Here is a 16,153-nt window from a genome sequence, read left to right on the forward strand (position 1 = left end):
AAGTTCAAAGGAGTTCCGACATGACACAAGACGTAACTGTAGAGAATCCCGCCACTGCCCTGTCCGCGCTTTGTGAGGCTGACATAGATGCACGCATCAGTTTTGATGACAAAGCCGAGGTTATGGAAGTCAGCTTTGCGGGGGTGAGCCTGTCCAGCTCTCTCCAAGTGAACCAGTTTTATGACCGCATAGAAGAGCGTATCGCGCAAACCGGCGAGGGTCAGTGGTTCTTTCTGGTCAACTACGGCGCAACTTGTATCGCTTCGGCGGCGTGGCCGGCGTTTTCACGGCGCGGTTTGGAGTTGAACAAAGCCCATTCAATGGGAACCGTCCGTTTTGGCAGCGTCGATAGCACGCGCGCACAAATTGAACAGGACGCCGCATCTTACGCGTTTCATCCCAACTTGTTTGATGACCGTCAGGCTGCGCTGGCGCATTTGCACAGTTTGCCCAGCCCCCGCCGTAAAAAGGCTGCCATGCAGCCGGGATTCGAGCGCAAGGACTGGAACTGGCGGATTGATTTCAAACCGGATGATCAGATCATGAAGGTCGATTTCTCTGGTTTCACTTTTGAGCATTCCCGCGATGTGACTGACGTTTACGATTTCATTGAATCGCAGGTCAGGTCCACCGGGCACAAATGGTATTTCCTGATCAATTATGAGGGCACGCAAATTCAACCATCGGCTTGGGTTGAATATGCTGCGCGCGGCAAGAAACTTAACCAGAACTTCTCATTGGGGACGGTGCGGTATGCGCCGGGTCTGGAAGCGGAAACCGACATTCGGTTGCGTTCCGAAAGTCAGGGGTTCCTGCCCAACATCCGAAATACCTACGCCGATGCCTACCAGCTTGTTGTTGAAATGAAAGCTGCTGACGCAGGCACGCACTAAATTCCACGGCCCGATAGAGGCCCTGAACCTGCGTGCATTTCGCTGTGCGGGGCCGTCCAATTTTTACCGACACAGGAGTTAACTGATGACAGGGGACACAACGTTGAAAACTTATGCACCAAGTGCCGAGATGGTCTCTAACGCGCATGTTAGTAAAGAGAAATATGATGAGATGTATGCCGCATCGCTCGCCGATCCGGATGCGTTCTGGGGCGAGCAGGGCAAACGGATTGATTGGATCAAACCCTATAGCAGCGTCAAGGATGTCGATTTTACCTTGGGCAATGTTCATATCAATTGGTATGCGGATGCGACGCTGAATGTCTCTGCCAATTGCATCGACCGCCACCTTGCAACGCGGGGCGATCAGACTGCGATTATCTTTGAACCTGACAATCCGGACGAGGATGCGCAACACATCACCTATAAGGCGCTGCATGAAGCGGTAAGCCGGATGGCGAATGTGTTGAAGGACCAGGGTGTCACCAAAGGCGACCGTGTCGTCATCTATTTGCCGATGATCCCCGAGGCCGCCTATGCGATGCTGGCCTGTGCGCGCATTGGCGCAATTCATTCGATTGTTTTTGCCGGTTTCTCGCCGGATGCCCTGTCGGCTCGGGTCAATGGATCCGATGCCAAGCTGTTGATCACGGCTGATTATGCACCGCGTGGCGGGCGCCAGACGCCGCTTAAATCCAACGCAGATGAAGCCCTGCTGCACTGCAAGGACAGTGTGAAATGTCTTGTTGTAAAACGCACCGGCGGCCAGACAACCTGGGTCCAGGGACGGGATCTGGATTATGGTGAATTGGCGGCAGCCGCCTCACCGGATTGCGATCCTGTCGAAGTTGGCGCGGAAGACCCGCTGTTCATCCTGTATACCTCAGGCTCTACGGGTCAGCCGAAGGGCGTTGTGCATTCCTCGGGTGGCTATCTTGTGTATGCGGCGATGACGCAGGAATTGGTGTTCGATTATCACGAGGGCGACGTTTACTGGTGTACTGCGGATGTCGGTTGGGTCACCGGACACAGCTATATCGTCTATGGCCCGCTGGCGAATGGTGCCACAACGGTGATGTTCGAAGGTGTGCCGACATACCCGGATGCCAGCCGTTTTTGGCAGGTTTGTGAAAAGCACAAGGTGGCGCAGTTTTATACCGCCCCGACTGCGATCCGCGCGCTGATGGCCAAAGGCCCCGAGTTTGTCGAAAAATGTGATCTGAGCAGTCTCAGGGTGCTGGGCACTGTTGGCGAGCCGATCAACCCCGAAGCGTGGAACTGGTACAATGATGTGGTTGGCAAAGGCAAATTGCCCATCGTCGACACATGGTGGCAGACTGAAACCGGGGGGCACCTGCTGACGCCGCTGCCGGGTGCCCATGCGCTCAAGCCGGGGTCGGCGATGAAGCCGTTCTTTGGCATCGAACCGGTGGTTCTGGAACCGGCGTCCGGTGCGGAAATTCACGAGACAGCCTGTGAAGGTGTGTTGTGCCTCAAGGGCAGCTGGCCCGGTCAGATGCGCACCGTCTGGGGTGATCATGAACGGTTCGAGAAAACCTATTTCTCGGATTACAAAGGCTACTATTTTACCGGTGATGGCTGTCGGCGGGACGCCGATGGCGACTATTGGATCACGGGGCGCGTTGACGATGTGATCAACGTTTCCGGGCACCGGATGGGCACGGCAGAAGTTGAATCCGCCCTTGTTGCTCACCCGAAAGTGGCCGAAGCCGCTGTGGTTGGCTATCCCCACGAGATCAAAGGTCAGGGCATCTATTGCTATGTCACCCTGATGAACGGCGAAGAGCCTAGCGAAGAGTTGCGCAAAGAGCTGCGTACATGGGTGCGCACCGAAATTGGCCCCATCGCCGCACCGGACCTGATCCAATGGGCACCAGGCCTGCCGAAAACGAGGTCGGGTAAAATCATGCGCCGTATCCTGCGCAAGATTGCCGAAGACGACTTTGGCGCATTGGGCGACACCTCAACTTTGGCTGAACCTGCGGTTGTGGACACATTAATCGAAAACAGAATGAACAAGGGGTGAAACATGCGTGATTATAGTAATGTACCGGTTTTGATTTTGCTTGGACCTCCGGGTGCCGGCAAGGGAACACAGGCCAAGATCTTGGAAGACCATTTTGGTCTGGTCCAGCTTTCCACGGGTGACTTGCTGCGTCAGGCGGTGTCTGCGGGCACGGATGCGGGCAAGGCGGCAAAATCCGTTATGGAATCCGGTGGGCTGGTCAGCGACGAGATTGTCATCAACATTCTGCGTGACCGGCTGAGTGATCCGGATTGTGCGGCGGGCGTCATTCTGGACGGCTTTCCCCGTACCATTCCACAGGCCGAAGCCCTGTCAGAACTGCTTGCCTCGCAGGGCACAAAAGTACATGCGGCCATCAGCCTTGAGGTCGAAGATGATGCCATGGTTGAACGCATTTCAGGGCGCTACACCTGTGACGGCTGTGGCGAAGGCTATCACGAAGCGTTCAAGCGCCCGACGGTCGAAGGTGCCTGTGACAAATGCGGTAGTCAGAAGTTCCGTCGCCGTGCGGATGACAACCCTGAAACTGTGCGCCGGCGTCTGGTTGCCTATCACAACGAAACCGCGCCGCTGATTGCCTTTTACGAAGAAACAGGTGCGCTTCGGTCGCTGGACGCGATGGGCGACATCGACGCAATCACCAACACCCTGCGCCAGATGGTTCGGCCCATCGTCGTGGATGTGCGCGGTGTCAAAGCCATCAAAGTTCAAACAAGAACAGCTCAAATGGAGGAAACATAATGAGTGAACAACCGGACCCCAGCGCATATTGGAAGGCCAATCTGCGCGTTATCAAGATCAGTCTGATCATCTGGGCCATCGTGCCTTTCGGTTTTGGCATTCTGCTGCGACCCCTGCTGTCGGGCATCGAAATCGGCGGAACCGACCTTGGCTTTTGGGTGGCACAGCAAGGTTCGATCCTGGTCTTTCTTGCGATCATCTTTTTCTACGCCTGGCGTATGAACAAGCTGGACCGTGAACACGGCGTAGAGGAATAAACACATGGAACAGTTTACCATTAACCTGCTGTTTGTGGGTGCATCTTTTGCGCTCTACATCGGCATCGCGATTTGGGCCCGTGCCGGTTCGACATCTGAATTTTATGCCGCGGGCCGGGGGGTTCACCCTGTCACCAACGGTATGGCCACTGCGGCGGACTGGATGTCGGCGGCGTCGTTTATCTCTATGGCGGGTCTGATTGCCTTTACCGGCTATGACAACTCGTCGTTTCTGATGGGCTGGACCGGCGGTTACGTGCTGCTTGCCCTGCTGCTGGCACCTTACCTGCGTAAGTTCGGCAAGTTTACCGTGTCCGAATTCATTGGCGACCGTTTCTATTCCCCGACCGCGCGTCTGGTGGCGGTGATCTGTCTGATTGTGGCCTCGACCACATATGTGATTGGCCAGATGACCGGTGTTGGCGTGGCCTTTGGTCGCTTTCTTGAGATTTCCAACACATCGGGTCTTTTGATCGGTGCCTGTGTGGTTTTCGCCTATGCGGTTTTCGGTGGCATGAAAGGCGTGACCTATACGCAGGTTGCACAATATGTCGTGCTGATCCTCGCCTATACCATTCCGGCTGTGTTCATCTCGCTGCAACTCACCGGTAATGCGATCCCGGGTCTGGGCCTGTTCAGTGAAGTGAACTCCGCGACAGGTGGTGAAGGCAGTGTTTATCTGTTGCAAAAGCTTGACCAGATCGTAACCGATCTTGGATTTGCCAGCTATACAGAAGCACATAAAGACAACCTGAACATGGTGCTGTTCACACTGTCACTGATGATCGGTACGGCGGGTTTGCCGCACGTCATCATGCGGTTCTTTACTGTGCCAAAAGTGTCTGATGCCCGTTGGTCCGCTGGGTGGGCGCTTGTTTTCATCGCCTTGCTGTACCTCACAGCTCCGGCTGTTGGTGCGATGGCGCGTTTGAACATCACCGAGCTGATGTGGCCAAACGGAACAAATGGCGAAGCTGTTTCGGTTGAAACCATCGACACAGACGAGCGTTATAACTGGATGCAGACGTGGCAGAAAACCGGCCTTCTCGATTGGGAAGACAAGAACGGCGACGGCAAAATCCAGTATTACAACGATAAATCTGATGCGATGGCGGAGAAGGCTGAAGCAAACGGGTGGCAGGGTAATGAATTTACCAAATTCAACCGTGACATTCTGGTGCTTGCCAACCCCGAGATTGCGAACCTGCCAAGCTGGGTGATCGGTCTGGTGGCGGCGGGTGGCCTTGCGGCAGCCCTGTCCACTGCGGCGGGTCTGTTGCTGGCGATTTCATCTGCGGTAAGCCACGATTTGCTGAAGGGGCAGTTGACGCCAAACATGTCGGAAAAAGCCGAGTTGATGTCAGCGCGGATTGCCATGGCGGTTGCCATTCTGGTTGCGACGATCCTTGGCCTTAATCCTCCGGGGTTTGCCGCACAAACGGTCGCCTTGGCCTTTGGCCTTGCGGCGGCGTCGATCTTTCCGGCGCTGATGATGGGCATCTTCTCTACCCGCATCAACAACGTGGGTGCCGTTGCCGGGATGTTGTCCGGTCTGGGCTTCACACTGGTGTACATCTTCCTGCACAAGGGCTGGCTGTTCATCGCGGGCACGAACTCCTTTCCTGACACGGTTGACGGGTCGCTGTTCGGCATCCAGTCTACCGCGATTGGTGCGGTGGGTGCGATGATCAACTTTGCGGTTGCTTATGCGGTGTCCCTGAACACGGCTGATACACCACAAGAGATCAAAGACCTGGTCGAAAGCGTGCGTGTTCCGGCAGGTGCCGGCGAAGCGGTAGACCACTAAAACCATAGGGTCTGGCGCCATTATCGCGCCAGACCCCCACCAAACAGGGACCACGACTGTGACCACAGATCAAACAACCTTACTGTCCCATTTGCATCCCTATGACGTGTTGTCAGAAGATGCGCGCGCTGAAATTCTTGACCAAAGCTCCCCCCTCGATGTGGCCCAAGGCGGCACGATTTACGCCTGCGGGGATCGCGTGAATGGCCTTTATATCATCCTCAGCGGGCAGGTTTCTGTTACGGATGAAAACGACATGCCGCTGTCCTTGTTGGGCCGCGAAAACTCTTTTGGCGAACGTGGTTTGATGCGGCGGGGATATGCCGTGACAACCGCAACCGCGCAGGAAGATTGCCGTTTGCTGTGCATCCCTGCGACATTGTTTTACGCCCTGCTTCACCAACATGAGGCTTTCCGGAGGTTCTTTGACCGCCGCCGCCCCAGTTCGGATACTGGCGTGGCTGATTTGACACGTATTCGTGTCGATAGGTTAATGGCAACCGATCCAGCGTCCTGTACCCCTGATACAACAATCAGGGCGGCGGGTGCCGTCATGCGCGACAAGCATATTTCCTGTCTTTGTGTGCTGGAAGATGACCGGATTGCTGGAATTGTCACGCTGCGCGACATCGTTAACAAGGCTGTTGCCACCGATCTGGCAACGGATACACCGGTCAGCACCATCATGACGACCTCGCCTCGGGTGCTATCGCCCTCCGCCATTGGCTCGGATGTGTTACATCTGATGATGGAATACCGGCTGGGGCATCTGCCGGTGGTGTCGGCAGGGCGGCTTGTTGGTATTATTACCCAGACGGACCTGACGCGGTTTCAGGCCTCCCATGCTGCCGGTTTTGTCGGGCAGGCGGCATTTGCTGACACTGTTCCGGAACTTGCCCGGATCACGGGCGGCATCCCGAACCTGCTGGTCCAGCTTGTCGCGGCGGGCAACCGGCACGACATTGTCACCCGAATGATTACTGATATTGCCGATGTGGTTACCCGTCGCCTGTTGCGCATGGCCGAAGAAAAGTTCGGCCCGCCGCCGGCACGGTATCTGTGGCTGGCCTGTGGCTCGCAGGGGCGGCAGGAACAGACCGGCGTTTCGGATCAGGACAACTGTTTGATCCTCGAAGACGGGATTTCGGATGAGGCGATGCAATACTTTGGGCCCTTTGCCCAGTTTGTCAGCGATGGTCTGGATGCCTGCGGCTATGTCTATTGTCCGGGTGAAATGATGGCGACAACCCCGCGCTGGTGCCAACCGGTTTCTGTCTGGAAGGACTACTTTCAGGGCTGGATCAAAAGCCCTGGTAAAGAGGCGCAAATGCTCGCCTCTGTGATGTTTGACCTGCGCCCGATCGGCGGGGACGAAACCCTGTTTGCTGACCTCCACGCCAGCACTCTCAGGGCCGCTGCAAACAATTCGATATTTACCGCGCATATGGCGTCGAACGCGCTGACCCATGCCACACCTTTGGGTCTGTTGCGTGGTCTGACGACGATCCGTGCTGGCGAACACCGCAACACAATCGACATGAAACTGAACGGCGTTGTGCCGGTGGTTGATCTGGGGCGGATGTATGCGCTGCAAGGGCAATTGACCGAGTTGAACACACGCGCGCGGCTTGAGGCGGCGCGGAACGCGGGGATCATCAGCGATAGTGGCGGCAATGATCTGTTGGACGCCTATGATCTTGTCGCGCAAGCCCGGCTGGAACATCAGGCCAAGCGGATAAAACAGGGCAAGGCTGCGGATAACTTTCTGCCGCCGGCAACCTTGTCGGGCTTTGAACGCAGTCATTTGCGAGACGCATTTGTGGTGATCAAAACGATGCAGTCTGCGTTGATGCAGGGACGCGGCGTGCTTGGATAAAGATAAAGGAAGACCTCATGTTCTTTGAACTGATCGGCACCATCGTTGCGGGGGTTGCAGCCGCGCTTCTGGTTTGGGCACTTAACCGAAGCCTTAAGGGGCGGCTGCCGTCGTGGTTGGTACCGGTATCTGCGGGGGCCGCGATGCTGTTGGCCACCATATCAAGCGAATACAGCTGGTTCGCGCGGGCACAATCCAACATGCCAGAAGGGTTTGTCGTTGCCGAAACCGTGGAGGAAAAGAAGTTCTATCGCCCGTGGACCTTTGCCAGACCTTTTGTCAGCCGGTTCATCGCGATTGATCAGGCCACAATTCGGAGCCATCCCGCGCATCCCGAACAGCGGATTGTGGATCTGGTGATTTATGGTCGCTGGGCGCGGACCGCGAAAATTCCCGCCTTGTTTGATTGTGCAATGCATTCCCGTGCCGATCTGGTTGATGGCGTTGAATTTGGTGATGACGGACAGGTGCTGAACGCGGATTGGCACCCTATGGAGGCGGATGCGCCGCTGTTACGCGCTGCCTGTTTCGAGGTTTGATATGAAACACCTCAGCCTGCGCAAAAGAATCCTCCTGTTCTTCTGTCTGATGGCAACCGGCAGTCTGGCGATCACGTTTGTTGCCCTTTGGGTTGGCTTTCAGCAACTGGCCGATCCCGCCGCCCTGTCCGCATTTATCACCAGCGGCCTTATCGCGGGCTTTGGTATCGTGGCGCTTGTTGCCGGGATTTGGCTGATGTTTGATGAAAACGTCAGCAAGCCGATCGAGGCGACCGCCGCCAGCCTGCGGGTCCGTGCCCATGTGGATGTCAGTACGCCGATTGACGTGAGCAAGGCAAAATATCTTGGAGATCTGGCACCGGCGGCATCAGCCATGGGAAAAGTTCTTGAAGATGTCGTGCGGGCACGATCCGACATGAATGCAAAAGAACTGTCTGAGATAACGGCCCAGCGTGACCGGCTTGTGGCGATCCTGTCAGACATTCCTGTGGCAACTTTTCTGGTGACGCCAGAGCATCAGATCGTTCTGTACGATGGCCAGGCCGCAGCGCTAATGGAGCGCGTCGGGGCCCCGCGTTTGAAAACATCGCTGTTTGAATACCTCGAAGAAGACGCGATCCTGAATGCCTTGCAACAAATGCGGGAGTCTGAGGAGTGCCGCATTCAGATCAATGCGGTTTCCCGCTGTGGCAGGGCCTATCAAGGGCATATCCGGTCATTTGGCCCGCAGGCCGGATACACCTTGATGCTTGAGCCGCTGGATGCATCGCCTGCGCGTCCGCTGATCTATGATTTTGACCTGATGAATGCGGCGCGGTTTGACAGCCTACATAACACACCGCTGCGTGATCTGATCTATGTCGTGTTTGACAGCGAAACCACCGGACTGGACCCCGTCACGGACGAGGTTGTGCAGCTGGGCGCGGTGCGGGTCGTGAACGGCAAGATCGTCGCAGGCGAAGCGTTTGAAACATTGGTCAAGCCGGGTATTGCGATACCGAAACGCTCAACAGAAGTTCACGGCATCAGCAATGCGATGGTCGCTGAAGCGCCGGGCTTTGATAGTGTCTGTACAGAGTTTCAGGCCTTCGCAGAAGGTTCGGTTTTCGTGGCCCATAACGCGGATTTTGACATGGCGTTTCTGCACAGGCAGGCACTGAAGACCGGCCAGCAATTTGATCATCCGGTGCTTGATACGGTTTTGATGTCTGCCGTTATTTTCGGCGGTTCTGCTGTTCACACGCTGGATGCGATTTGCGACCGTCTGGGAATTGTCATTCCACATGCGCTGCGGCACACGGCCATGGGGGATGCCGTCGCGACAGCCGAGGCTCTGGTCAGTATGATTGCCATTTGCGAGGCGCGCGGCATCCATACATATGGCGCTTTGCAAGAGGCCTCGAGAAAACACCGACGCATTCTTAAAGGCTAACCTGCGTTTTAGGGATAAAGACCAGGGAGGACCCCCGCGCGTGGTGATGCGCGAGGGCGGGTGCGCGGGTTAGCCGTGGATCACAAGGCGGATAGCATAGGCCACCACCCCCAGCGCCAGAACGCTGGTGATCCAGAGCGCGACAAACCAACCGAGCTTTTTCAGGTTTCCAAGGGCCATCAGTGATACCCCTCTGCCGGATCGATCTTGCCGCGAAAGACCCAATAAGCATAGGCTGTATAGGCAAGGATCATCGGCACCAGCACCACCGTTCCGACCAAGGCAAAGCGCAGGCTTTTGTCCGGTGCCGCCGCTTCGGCGATGGTCAGGCCGGGGGGCACGATATTCGGATAGAAACTGATCCCGATGCCGATGAAACACAGCACAAAAATGCAGATGGCGGCCAGAAACGGCTGACCGTCCTTTCCTGTTTTCAGGCCGGAGAACAGCGCCCATGCCGCACCCAGCATCGCACCCGGCATCACCACGCTAAAGATACTGCCGGGCAGGTTGAACCAGCGGCTGAAATAGTCCGGATCCTGAAACGGTGTCAGGATACTGACGATCCCGATAAAGCCCAACGTGCCGGCGCCCAGCCACCATGCGCGGTTTTGCATCTGGCGTTGCAGGCTACCTTCGGTTTTCAGGATGACCCATGTCGCCCCCAACAAGGCATAGCCGACAACAACGGCCAATCCGGTCAGGATCGAGAACAGGCTGAGCCAGTCCCACCATCCCCCGGCATAGGCCCGATCGACAACCTTGATGCCTTGCACCAAAGCGCCGAGTGCGATGCCCTGCATGAATGCGGCGATGAGCGATCCGCCAAAAAATGCCGCATCCCAGACTGGTTTCCACCGTTCAGTGCGCCAGCGGTATTCAAAGGCGACACCGCGAAAAATGAGCGCCAGCAGCATCAGGATAATCGGCATGTATAACGCCGGCATGATGACCGCATAGGCCAGTGGGAAAACCGCAAACAATCCGCCCCCACCCAGCACCAGCCAAGTTTCGTTGCCATCCCAGATCGGCGCAATCGAGTTCATCATGGTTGCCTTTTCACGCTCGCTGCCGGCGAGGGGAAACAGGATACCAACGCCAAGGTCGAACCCGTCAAGGATCACATAGGTCAGGACAGCGAATGCGATGATTCCGGCCCAGATAAAGGAAAGTTCAAACATCGAAAGGCTCCTTATTCGCCTGGTATTGCATCAGGATCGGTTTGCATGATCGGTGTGGTGCCCGCAGTGCGGATCGGGCCGTCCTTGAGGCCAAGATGCACGGTTCCGGCGGGCTTGTTCATCATGCGCAGCAGATAGAAAGTGCCTGCGCCAAAGACAAAGAAGTACACAATGATGAAAGCCAGAAGGGATGCGGCCACTGCCGGTGCAGCCACGGGCGCCAAACTGTCGCCAGTGCGCAATACCCCGTAGACGGTAAAGGGTTGGCGGCCCACTTCGGTGGTGACCCAACCGGCGAGAACTGCGACAAATCCTGTTGGCCCCATGGCAATTGCGGCGCGTTGCAACCAACGGTCTTCGTAAAGTCGCCCCTTAAGCCGCCGCAGCACGCTCCATGCGCCAAGGCCCAGCATTGCAAACCCGAGACCAACCATCACCCGGAAACTCCAGAAAACGATGGCCACAGGTGGTTCGTCCGCGTCGGGGATCGTGTCCAGCCCGTCAATGGGTGCGTCCCAGTGGTGCTTGAGGATCAAACTGGAAAGCTTGGGGATCTGGATGGCGTAGTCGACCCGCTTTTCCTCTGCATTCGGGATGCCAAACAGGATCAGCGGGGCACCGTCTGGATGGCTGTCGTAATGCCCTTCCATGGCCATGACTTTGGCCGGTTGGTGTTCCAATGTGTTGATACCATGAAAGTCGCCGGCAAGGATTTGCAGCGGCGCCACGATGATCAACATCCACATTGCCATGGAGAACATACGCCGTGCTGGCGCGTCTTTGGCATCGCGCAAAAGGTGCAGGCCACCAACCCCACCCACCACAAGGGCCGTGGTCAGATACGCGGCGAGGACCATGTGAACCAACCTGTACGGGAAGGACGGATTAAAGACGATTTGCCACCAGTCTTCCGGTACAAACTGGCCCAGCTCGTTCATGCTGTAGCCGGCGGGGGTTTGCATCCACGAGTTTACCGACAGAATCCATGTGGCAGACATCAGCGTGCCAAAGGCGACCATAGCGGTGGCGAACATGTGCAGCTTGTCACCAACCCGTTCGCGCCCGAACAGCATGATGCCGAGAAAACCAGCCTCAAGGAAGAAGGCGGACAGCACTTCATAGGCCATTAACGGCCCCAGCACAGGCCCGGTTTTGTCCGAGAACACGGACCAGTTGGTGCCGAATTGATAGGACATCACAATGCCCGACACGACGCCCATCCCAAAGGCAACCGCAAAGATTTTCTTCCAGTAGTTGAATAGGGTCAGGTAGGTTTGATCCCTTGTCCCCAACCACAATCCGTTCAGAACGGCCAGGTAACTGGCCACCCCGATCGAGAACGCTGGAAAGATGATGTGGAACGACACCGTGAATGCAAATTGTATCCGGGCGAGTGTCTCTGCTGTCATACCGTCAAACATATTTGGGCCTCTTGGGAAAGATCAGTGCCCGGGTTGGTTCCCCGGGTTTGCTGAAAATGGGGGCTATAGATTTATCTGCGCAGACCGGGGCGGAAGGTGTTGCAACTCCGAATGTGCGACATTGTTTCATCTGCGAAAAAGTTGGGGGCTACGCCATCGATCCAGAGGGTCATCTGAGATATCCTATATTTGAAATAGTAGTTTTCAGGCAAAACCTAGGTTGCGCCATTTACAAAAGCAATACTTTGAATGTATCTTTGGGTGCGACAACAGGATGCACCATGAAGCTGACCAGCTATACCAATTACGCCCTGCGCTCTTTGCAGCTTGCAGCGCTCAAATCGCCTGACCTCGTGCGGGTTGATGATGTGGCCAAGGTTCATAACTTGTCCCGCCCCCACATCATGAAAATCGTGCATGAGCTGGGCCGGTCCGGTTACCTTGAGACGGTACGCGGGCGCGGCGGTGGTTTTCGTCTGGCTCGCCCTGCCGAGGACATCGTTGTCGGTGATGTGGTGCGGATTACAGAGGGGCCGCTGGATGTGGTCGAGTGTTTCAATCCGGACAAGAACACCTGTCCGTTGGTGGGTATCTGTGTCTTGTCAAAAAAAATGCAGGAAGCCACAGCCGCCTTCATGGCGGTTCTTGACGATCTGACCATTGCCAATATTGCGTCAAATCGTGGCCAGTTGATGGAGCGGATTGCGCCACTGGAAATGCCTCGCGCGGAGACCAATGTACGATGACCGATGCCGACGAATGGGTTGAGCGTTTTCCGGGGCTTTCGCGTCTGGAACCGTCGATTAAGCAATTGTTGTTGTCCCGCAGTGCCATTGTTGAGGTTCCGAAAGGGACGATGGTTTTTGGACCCGGTAATTCGCCAGAAAACATGCTGTTTCTTCTGGATGGGACGGTCAGAGTGCAACAGGTTTCCGAAACCGGACACGAAATTGTGCTGTACCGCATTCAGGCGGGACAAAGCTGTGTTCTGACAACGGCCTGCCTGTTGGCTTATGATAACTATTCAGCAGAGGGTATTTCGGAAACTGCGGTACAGGCCGCAGCCGTGCCGCGCGATGTCTTTGACGATCTGGTTGCGCAGTCGAAGTCCTTTCGCGATTTTGTCTTTGCCGCGTTTTCCAAACGCATCACGGATTTGTTCCTGATGATCGACGAGGTTGCATTCCAACGCATGGATGTACGATTGGCCGACAAATTGCTGGGTCTCTCCAAAGGGCAGGATGTCATCGCAACCACCCATCAAAAACTGTCGGTCGAATTGGGAACCGCACGCGAGGTGATCTCTCGCCAGCTTCAGGAATTCCAGCGGCGCGGTTGGATTGAACAGGCGCGCGGCAGTGTGAGCTTGCTGGACCGTCAGCAACTGGAAACGCTGGCGCATCACAACGCCTGACGGATGGCCCGAGGCAGGTGTTTCACCTGCCTGACCAACAGGAGATCAGCGGGCTCCGAGCTTCCGCCAACCGAACATCAAATGCAAAAAGCCGATGGCTTCGCCGCGAAATTCTGTTGCGACGGACACTGGTGTGGGCCAATGCGGATGCAGCACAGCCTGTACGCCGTCCTCGTCAAACTGCAGTGTCGCGTTATGTTTGGCTGCCAAATGACGCATACGGCTGTTTTCACGCAGACACAGCATCTGGATGGTACGGATACCCCGGTTCTGTGCCCGCGCAAAAATCTGATCAAAAAGCGCGTCGCCGATACCGATATTCTGCCAGTCTTTTTCAACCGAAAATGCCGCTTCTGTGACACGAGGCCAGCTGTGGAAACTGCCGCGCAATTCGACAATGCCGCGCAGGATGCCATCGAAAAACGCACCGCAAATGATACTGTCGTTGTCAAAGATCTTGGCGGCGTACTTCGCTATCTCCGCATCGTTGATCGAACCGCAAAAACGGGACCGGCGGGTGCCGGCATCAAGCCGGATAAAGTGTTCACAGATCTCCTTTTGGTCGCTGGCGTGGAGCCTGCGCATCAAAAGTCTTGAATCATGTTTGGTGTTGGTCATGGCTTCAACGTCCTTGCCGTTGGGGAAGGTGGGCCAGTATTTATGGGAGGAGGAAAATACTGGCCCGTTGCTTCGGCGCAATTTATTCGTGTTTCGCCGCCGCGCATGCTGGAATGATCCGGGAGGAGGGACGTCCAGCATGTTCTGTTTGCCGCTGAGACCTCAATCTGACCCAGCAGCATATTCCGGTCTTAAATCTGCATTTGCGGGCGCCTATGGTGATAAATTGCGCCGTTTATGACCGGATTCGCGTCAGATCCGCGGCTTTCCGTTGATTTTTCCATATTGGCATCTCATCTATTGCTGCATTGCAGTATTTATGCTGCATTGCAGAGGTAGGTGCATTCGATGGCGCTCACAATTGTTTAAATGGCATAGCACATATGCCATTCTGGAACAGGACGGTGACCTTGTGGACATATCCGCGCAAATGCTGATCTTTGCGACTGTTGTCGAACGGGGCAGTATTTCGGCGGCTGCGCGTGCAATGGGGCAAACGCCCTCGGCGGTTAGCAAACAGATCGGGCTGCTAGAGGATCAGGTTCATCATCGGTTGTTGCACCGCTCAAGAACCGGGGTTTCTCCGACACAGGAGGGACAGGAACTATATGAGAAATGCAAAGCGATGTCTGAGATGTTCAACGAGGCCAAGGCCGTCATTTCGACTTTTGACAGCGTGCCACGTGGCATCCTGAAGATTGCCTCAAGCGTTGCCTTTGGTAAATCCCAGTTGATCCCGAAATTGCCCGGGTTCCTTGATGAAAACCCCGAAGTACAGGTTTCGCTGGACCTGACAGACCGCGAGGTTGACGTGCAAAGCGAAGGGTATGACGGGGCGATTTGTTTTGCAGAACAGCGTAAGAGCTCTGACGTTGTGATGCGTCGCTTTATGCAAAGCCGGCGTGTTCTATGCGCCTCTCCGGCCTATTTGGGGCGCTGCGGGACACCGCAGGATTTTGCCAGCCTTGCCAGCCATAACTGCCTGCGGATCAGTGAAAATAATGAACGAAATTGGTGGAGCAAACCGCAAAACGGCCATCAGCAAGGGTTTGAAGCGCAGGGAACATTTACCGGGAACAGTACCGATGTGGTTTTTCAGGCCGCGTTGAACGGGATCGGAATTGCGCGTTTGCCTAGCTATATGACCGCAGCAAAGTTCCTTAGCGGCGAACTGGTCCATGTCCTGCCGAGGTATGCGCCGCCCAGCACCGATATTGCTGTGATGTTTGCCGACCGTCGCAACCTTGCCCCGAAAACCCGCGCCTTTGTGGATTTTCTTGTACGTGAGTTTCGGGAGGTTCCGGTGCTGGGGATGGCAGGCATTTACAGTTAGACCGAAGGCTACGACATAGAAGGATTTAAAAGATGACCAAAACGACGACAGAAATTGGCAAGGCCCTCTCTGAAGAACTCAACCCCGGCATGGAGGAGGCGTTGAACGCACGGTATGGGCATTTGCTGCCGGGTATGGCCGAAGGCGTGGTCGATTTTGCCTATGGTCGTCAATATGCCCGCCCCGGTCTGCCACTGCGCGACAGGTATCTGGCCACTATTGCGGCCCTAACGGCTTTGGGTGGTCAGACGCGCCCCCAGCTGATGGTGAATATTGCAGGCGGGCGCAAAGCGGGATTGTCGCAAAAGGAAATCGCGGAAACCATCTGGCAAATGGCGCTTTATGGCGGCTTTCCGGCGGCGATTAACGGGTTGAACGCCGCGCTGGAAGTTTTTGCTGCCGAACAGAAAGCGGATTAAGCACCTGCGCTGGGGGGCAAACTGCTTTGATCTTTAGATGATCCAAGCAGATCTCCTAAAACTGCACGAAATCAGAAGGTCTGAGCGTTAAACTCGTTCCAACATCACAGGCTGAAAAGCCTGTGTAGGTGTCGCACAAAGGCATCCGGCGCGATGAGTGGGTTGCCCGCAGGGTTGACCCGACCCCAATTCTGTGTTCTCGGCCCCTCAGGCA

General features: G+C 55.8%; 16 protein-coding genes. 12 read left to right on the top strand and 4 right to left on the bottom strand.

What is annotated here, in order from left to right:
• Positions 1-20: 20 nt before the first annotated feature.
• The 8 genes from HKX44_RS11525 (at position 21) to HKX44_RS11560 (ending at position 9,553) form a co-directional block, all read left to right on the top strand.
• Positions 21-893 carry a hypothetical protein gene (locus tag HKX44_RS11525; protein WP_276151470.1) on the top strand — a complete coding sequence of 291 codons (873 nt, stop codon included), beginning with the start codon at positions 21-23 and terminating at the stop codon, positions 891-893.
• Positions 894-978: 85 nt separating this feature from the next.
• The gene (acs, locus tag HKX44_RS11530; protein WP_276151471.1) at positions 979-2,940 is read left to right on the top strand and encodes an acetate--CoA ligase; all 1,962 of its coding nucleotides are present in this window, start codon (positions 979-981) and stop codon (positions 2,938-2,940) included.
• A gap of 3 nt (positions 2,941-2,943) precedes the next feature.
• Entirely contained in the window at positions 2,944-3,681 is a 738-nt protein-coding gene (locus tag HKX44_RS11535; RefSeq protein ID WP_276151472.1) for an adenylate kinase, read from the top strand.
• The gene (locus tag HKX44_RS11540) at positions 3,681-3,938 is read left to right on the top strand and encodes a DUF4212 domain-containing protein (protein WP_276151473.1); all 258 of its coding nucleotides are present in this window, start codon (positions 3,681-3,683) and stop codon (positions 3,936-3,938) included. The genes HKX44_RS11535 and HKX44_RS11540 overlap by 1 nt, the downstream gene beginning before the upstream one ends.
• 4 nt (positions 3,939-3,942) lie before the next feature.
• Positions 3,943-5,745 (top strand): sodium:solute symporter family protein, encoded by a 1,803-nt coding sequence (locus HKX44_RS11545; RefSeq protein WP_276151474.1) that lies wholly within the window; start codon positions 3,943-3,945, stop codon positions 5,743-5,745.
• A 106-nt stretch (positions 5,746-5,851) separates the two neighbouring features.
• Positions 5,852-7,621: a DUF294 nucleotidyltransferase-like domain-containing protein gene (locus tag HKX44_RS11550; RefSeq protein WP_276151901.1), complete on the top strand. Its 1,770-nt coding sequence runs from the start codon at positions 5,852-5,854 to the stop codon at positions 7,619-7,621.
• 17 nt (positions 7,622-7,638) lie between these two features.
• Complete coding sequence (locus tag HKX44_RS11555; protein WP_276151475.1) at positions 7,639-8,160, top strand: hypothetical protein; 522 nt, start codon at positions 7,639-7,641, stop codon at positions 8,158-8,160.
• A gap of 1 nt (position 8,161) precedes the next feature.
• Positions 8,162-9,553, top strand: coding sequence for a 3'-5' exonuclease (locus HKX44_RS11560; RefSeq protein WP_276153219.1), 1,392 nt, complete (start codon positions 8,162-8,164; stop codon positions 9,551-9,553).
• A gap of 69 nt (positions 9,554-9,622) precedes the next feature.
• On the opposite strand, the gene HKX44_RS11565 is transcribed toward HKX44_RS11560, so the two are convergent.
• Genes HKX44_RS11565 through HKX44_RS11575 form a run of 3 tightly spaced genes read right to left on the bottom strand, consistent with a single transcriptional unit; the run spans position 9,623 to position 12,155 of the window.
• Positions 9,623-9,733, bottom strand: a complete 111-nt coding sequence (locus HKX44_RS11565) for a DUF2474 family protein (RefSeq protein ID WP_276151477.1) — start codon at positions 9,731-9,733, stop codon at positions 9,623-9,625.
• Positions 9,733-10,734 (bottom strand): cytochrome d ubiquinol oxidase subunit II, encoded by a 1,002-nt coding sequence (gene cydB, locus HKX44_RS11570; protein ID WP_276151478.1) that lies wholly within the window; start codon positions 10,732-10,734, stop codon positions 9,733-9,735. The genes HKX44_RS11565 and cydB overlap by 1 nt, the downstream gene beginning before the upstream one ends.
• 11 nt (positions 10,735-10,745) lie before the next feature.
• Positions 10,746-12,155: a cytochrome ubiquinol oxidase subunit I gene (locus HKX44_RS11575; RefSeq protein WP_276151479.1), complete on the bottom strand. Its 1,410-nt coding sequence runs from the start codon at positions 12,153-12,155 to the stop codon at positions 10,746-10,748.
• Between the two features lie 281 nt (positions 12,156-12,436).
• Between HKX44_RS11575 and HKX44_RS11580 the strand changes: the two genes are divergently transcribed.
• Together HKX44_RS11580 and HKX44_RS11585 are read left to right on the top strand one after the other, a co-directional pair.
• Positions 12,437-12,901 (top strand): Rrf2 family transcriptional regulator, encoded by a 465-nt coding sequence (locus HKX44_RS11580; protein ID WP_276151480.1) that lies wholly within the window; start codon positions 12,437-12,439, stop codon positions 12,899-12,901.
• The gene (locus HKX44_RS11585; protein WP_276151481.1) at positions 12,898-13,569 is read left to right on the top strand and encodes a Crp/Fnr family transcriptional regulator; all 672 of its coding nucleotides are present in this window, start codon (positions 12,898-12,900) and stop codon (positions 13,567-13,569) included. The genes HKX44_RS11580 and HKX44_RS11585 overlap by 4 nt, the downstream gene beginning before the upstream one ends.
• 45 nt (positions 13,570-13,614) lie before the next feature.
• On the opposite strand, the gene HKX44_RS11590 is transcribed toward HKX44_RS11585, so the two are convergent.
• Positions 13,615-14,187, bottom strand: a complete 573-nt coding sequence (locus HKX44_RS11590) for a GNAT family N-acetyltransferase (RefSeq protein ID WP_276151482.1) — start codon at positions 14,185-14,187, stop codon at positions 13,615-13,617.
• Between the two features lie 361 nt (positions 14,188-14,548).
• Here HKX44_RS11590 and HKX44_RS11595 point away from each other — a divergent pair, with 361 nt between their 5' ends.
• Both HKX44_RS11595 and HKX44_RS11600 read left to right on the top strand, forming a co-directional pair.
• Positions 14,549-15,520, top strand: a complete 972-nt coding sequence (locus HKX44_RS11595) for a LysR family transcriptional regulator (RefSeq protein ID WP_276151483.1) — start codon at positions 14,549-14,551, stop codon at positions 15,518-15,520.
• Between the two features lie 32 nt (positions 15,521-15,552).
• Positions 15,553-15,939: a carboxymuconolactone decarboxylase family protein gene (locus tag HKX44_RS11600; protein WP_276151485.1), complete on the top strand. Its 387-nt coding sequence runs from the start codon at positions 15,553-15,555 to the stop codon at positions 15,937-15,939.
• Positions 15,940-16,153 lie beyond the last annotated feature (214 nt).

Origin of the sequence: Sulfitobacter sp. M05 (assembly GCF_029285175.1) — a bacterium.
Classification (GTDB): domain Bacteria; phylum Pseudomonadota; class Alphaproteobacteria; order Rhodobacterales; family Rhodobacteraceae; genus Sulfitobacter.

Excerpts from the sequence above, each read along its gene's own strand:
- HKX44_RS11525 (WP_276151470.1), top strand. The coding sequence starts at position 21 with ATGACACAAGACGTAACTGTAGAGAATCCCGCCACTGCCCTGTCCGCG.
- acs (WP_276151471.1), top strand. The coding sequence starts at position 979 with ATGACAGGGGACACAACGTTGAAAACTTATGCACCAAGTGCCGAGATG.
- HKX44_RS11535 (WP_276151472.1), top strand. The coding sequence starts at position 2,944 with ATGCGTGATTATAGTAATGTACCGGTTTTGATTTTGCTTGGACCTCCG.
- HKX44_RS11540 (WP_276151473.1), top strand. The coding sequence starts at position 3,681 with ATGAGTGAACAACCGGACCCCAGCGCATATTGGAAGGCCAATCTGCGC.
- HKX44_RS11545 (WP_276151474.1), top strand. The coding sequence starts at position 3,943 with ATGGAACAGTTTACCATTAACCTGCTGTTTGTGGGTGCATCTTTTGCG.
- HKX44_RS11555 (WP_276151475.1), top strand. The coding sequence starts at position 7,639 with ATGTTCTTTGAACTGATCGGCACCATCGTTGCGGGGGTTGCAGCCGCG.
- HKX44_RS11560 (WP_276153219.1), top strand. The coding sequence starts at position 8,162 with ATGAAACACCTCAGCCTGCGCAAAAGAATCCTCCTGTTCTTCTGTCTG.
- HKX44_RS11565 (WP_276151477.1), bottom strand. The coding sequence starts at position 9,733 with ATGGCCCTTGGAAACCTGAAAAAGCTCGGTTGGTTTGTCGCGCTCTGG.
- cydB (WP_276151478.1), bottom strand. The coding sequence starts at position 10,734 with ATGTTTGAACTTTCCTTTATCTGGGCCGGAATCATCGCATTCGCTGTC.
- HKX44_RS11575 (WP_276151479.1), bottom strand. The coding sequence starts at position 12,155 with ATGTTTGACGGTATGACAGCAGAGACACTCGCCCGGATACAATTTGCA.
- HKX44_RS11580 (WP_276151480.1), top strand. The coding sequence starts at position 12,437 with ATGAAGCTGACCAGCTATACCAATTACGCCCTGCGCTCTTTGCAGCTT.
- HKX44_RS11585 (WP_276151481.1), top strand. The coding sequence starts at position 12,898 with ATGACCGATGCCGACGAATGGGTTGAGCGTTTTCCGGGGCTTTCGCGT.
- HKX44_RS11590 (WP_276151482.1), bottom strand. The coding sequence starts at position 14,187 with ATGACCAACACCAAACATGATTCAAGACTTTTGATGCGCAGGCTCCAC.
- HKX44_RS11600 (WP_276151485.1), top strand. The coding sequence starts at position 15,553 with ATGACCAAAACGACGACAGAAATTGGCAAGGCCCTCTCTGAAGAACTC.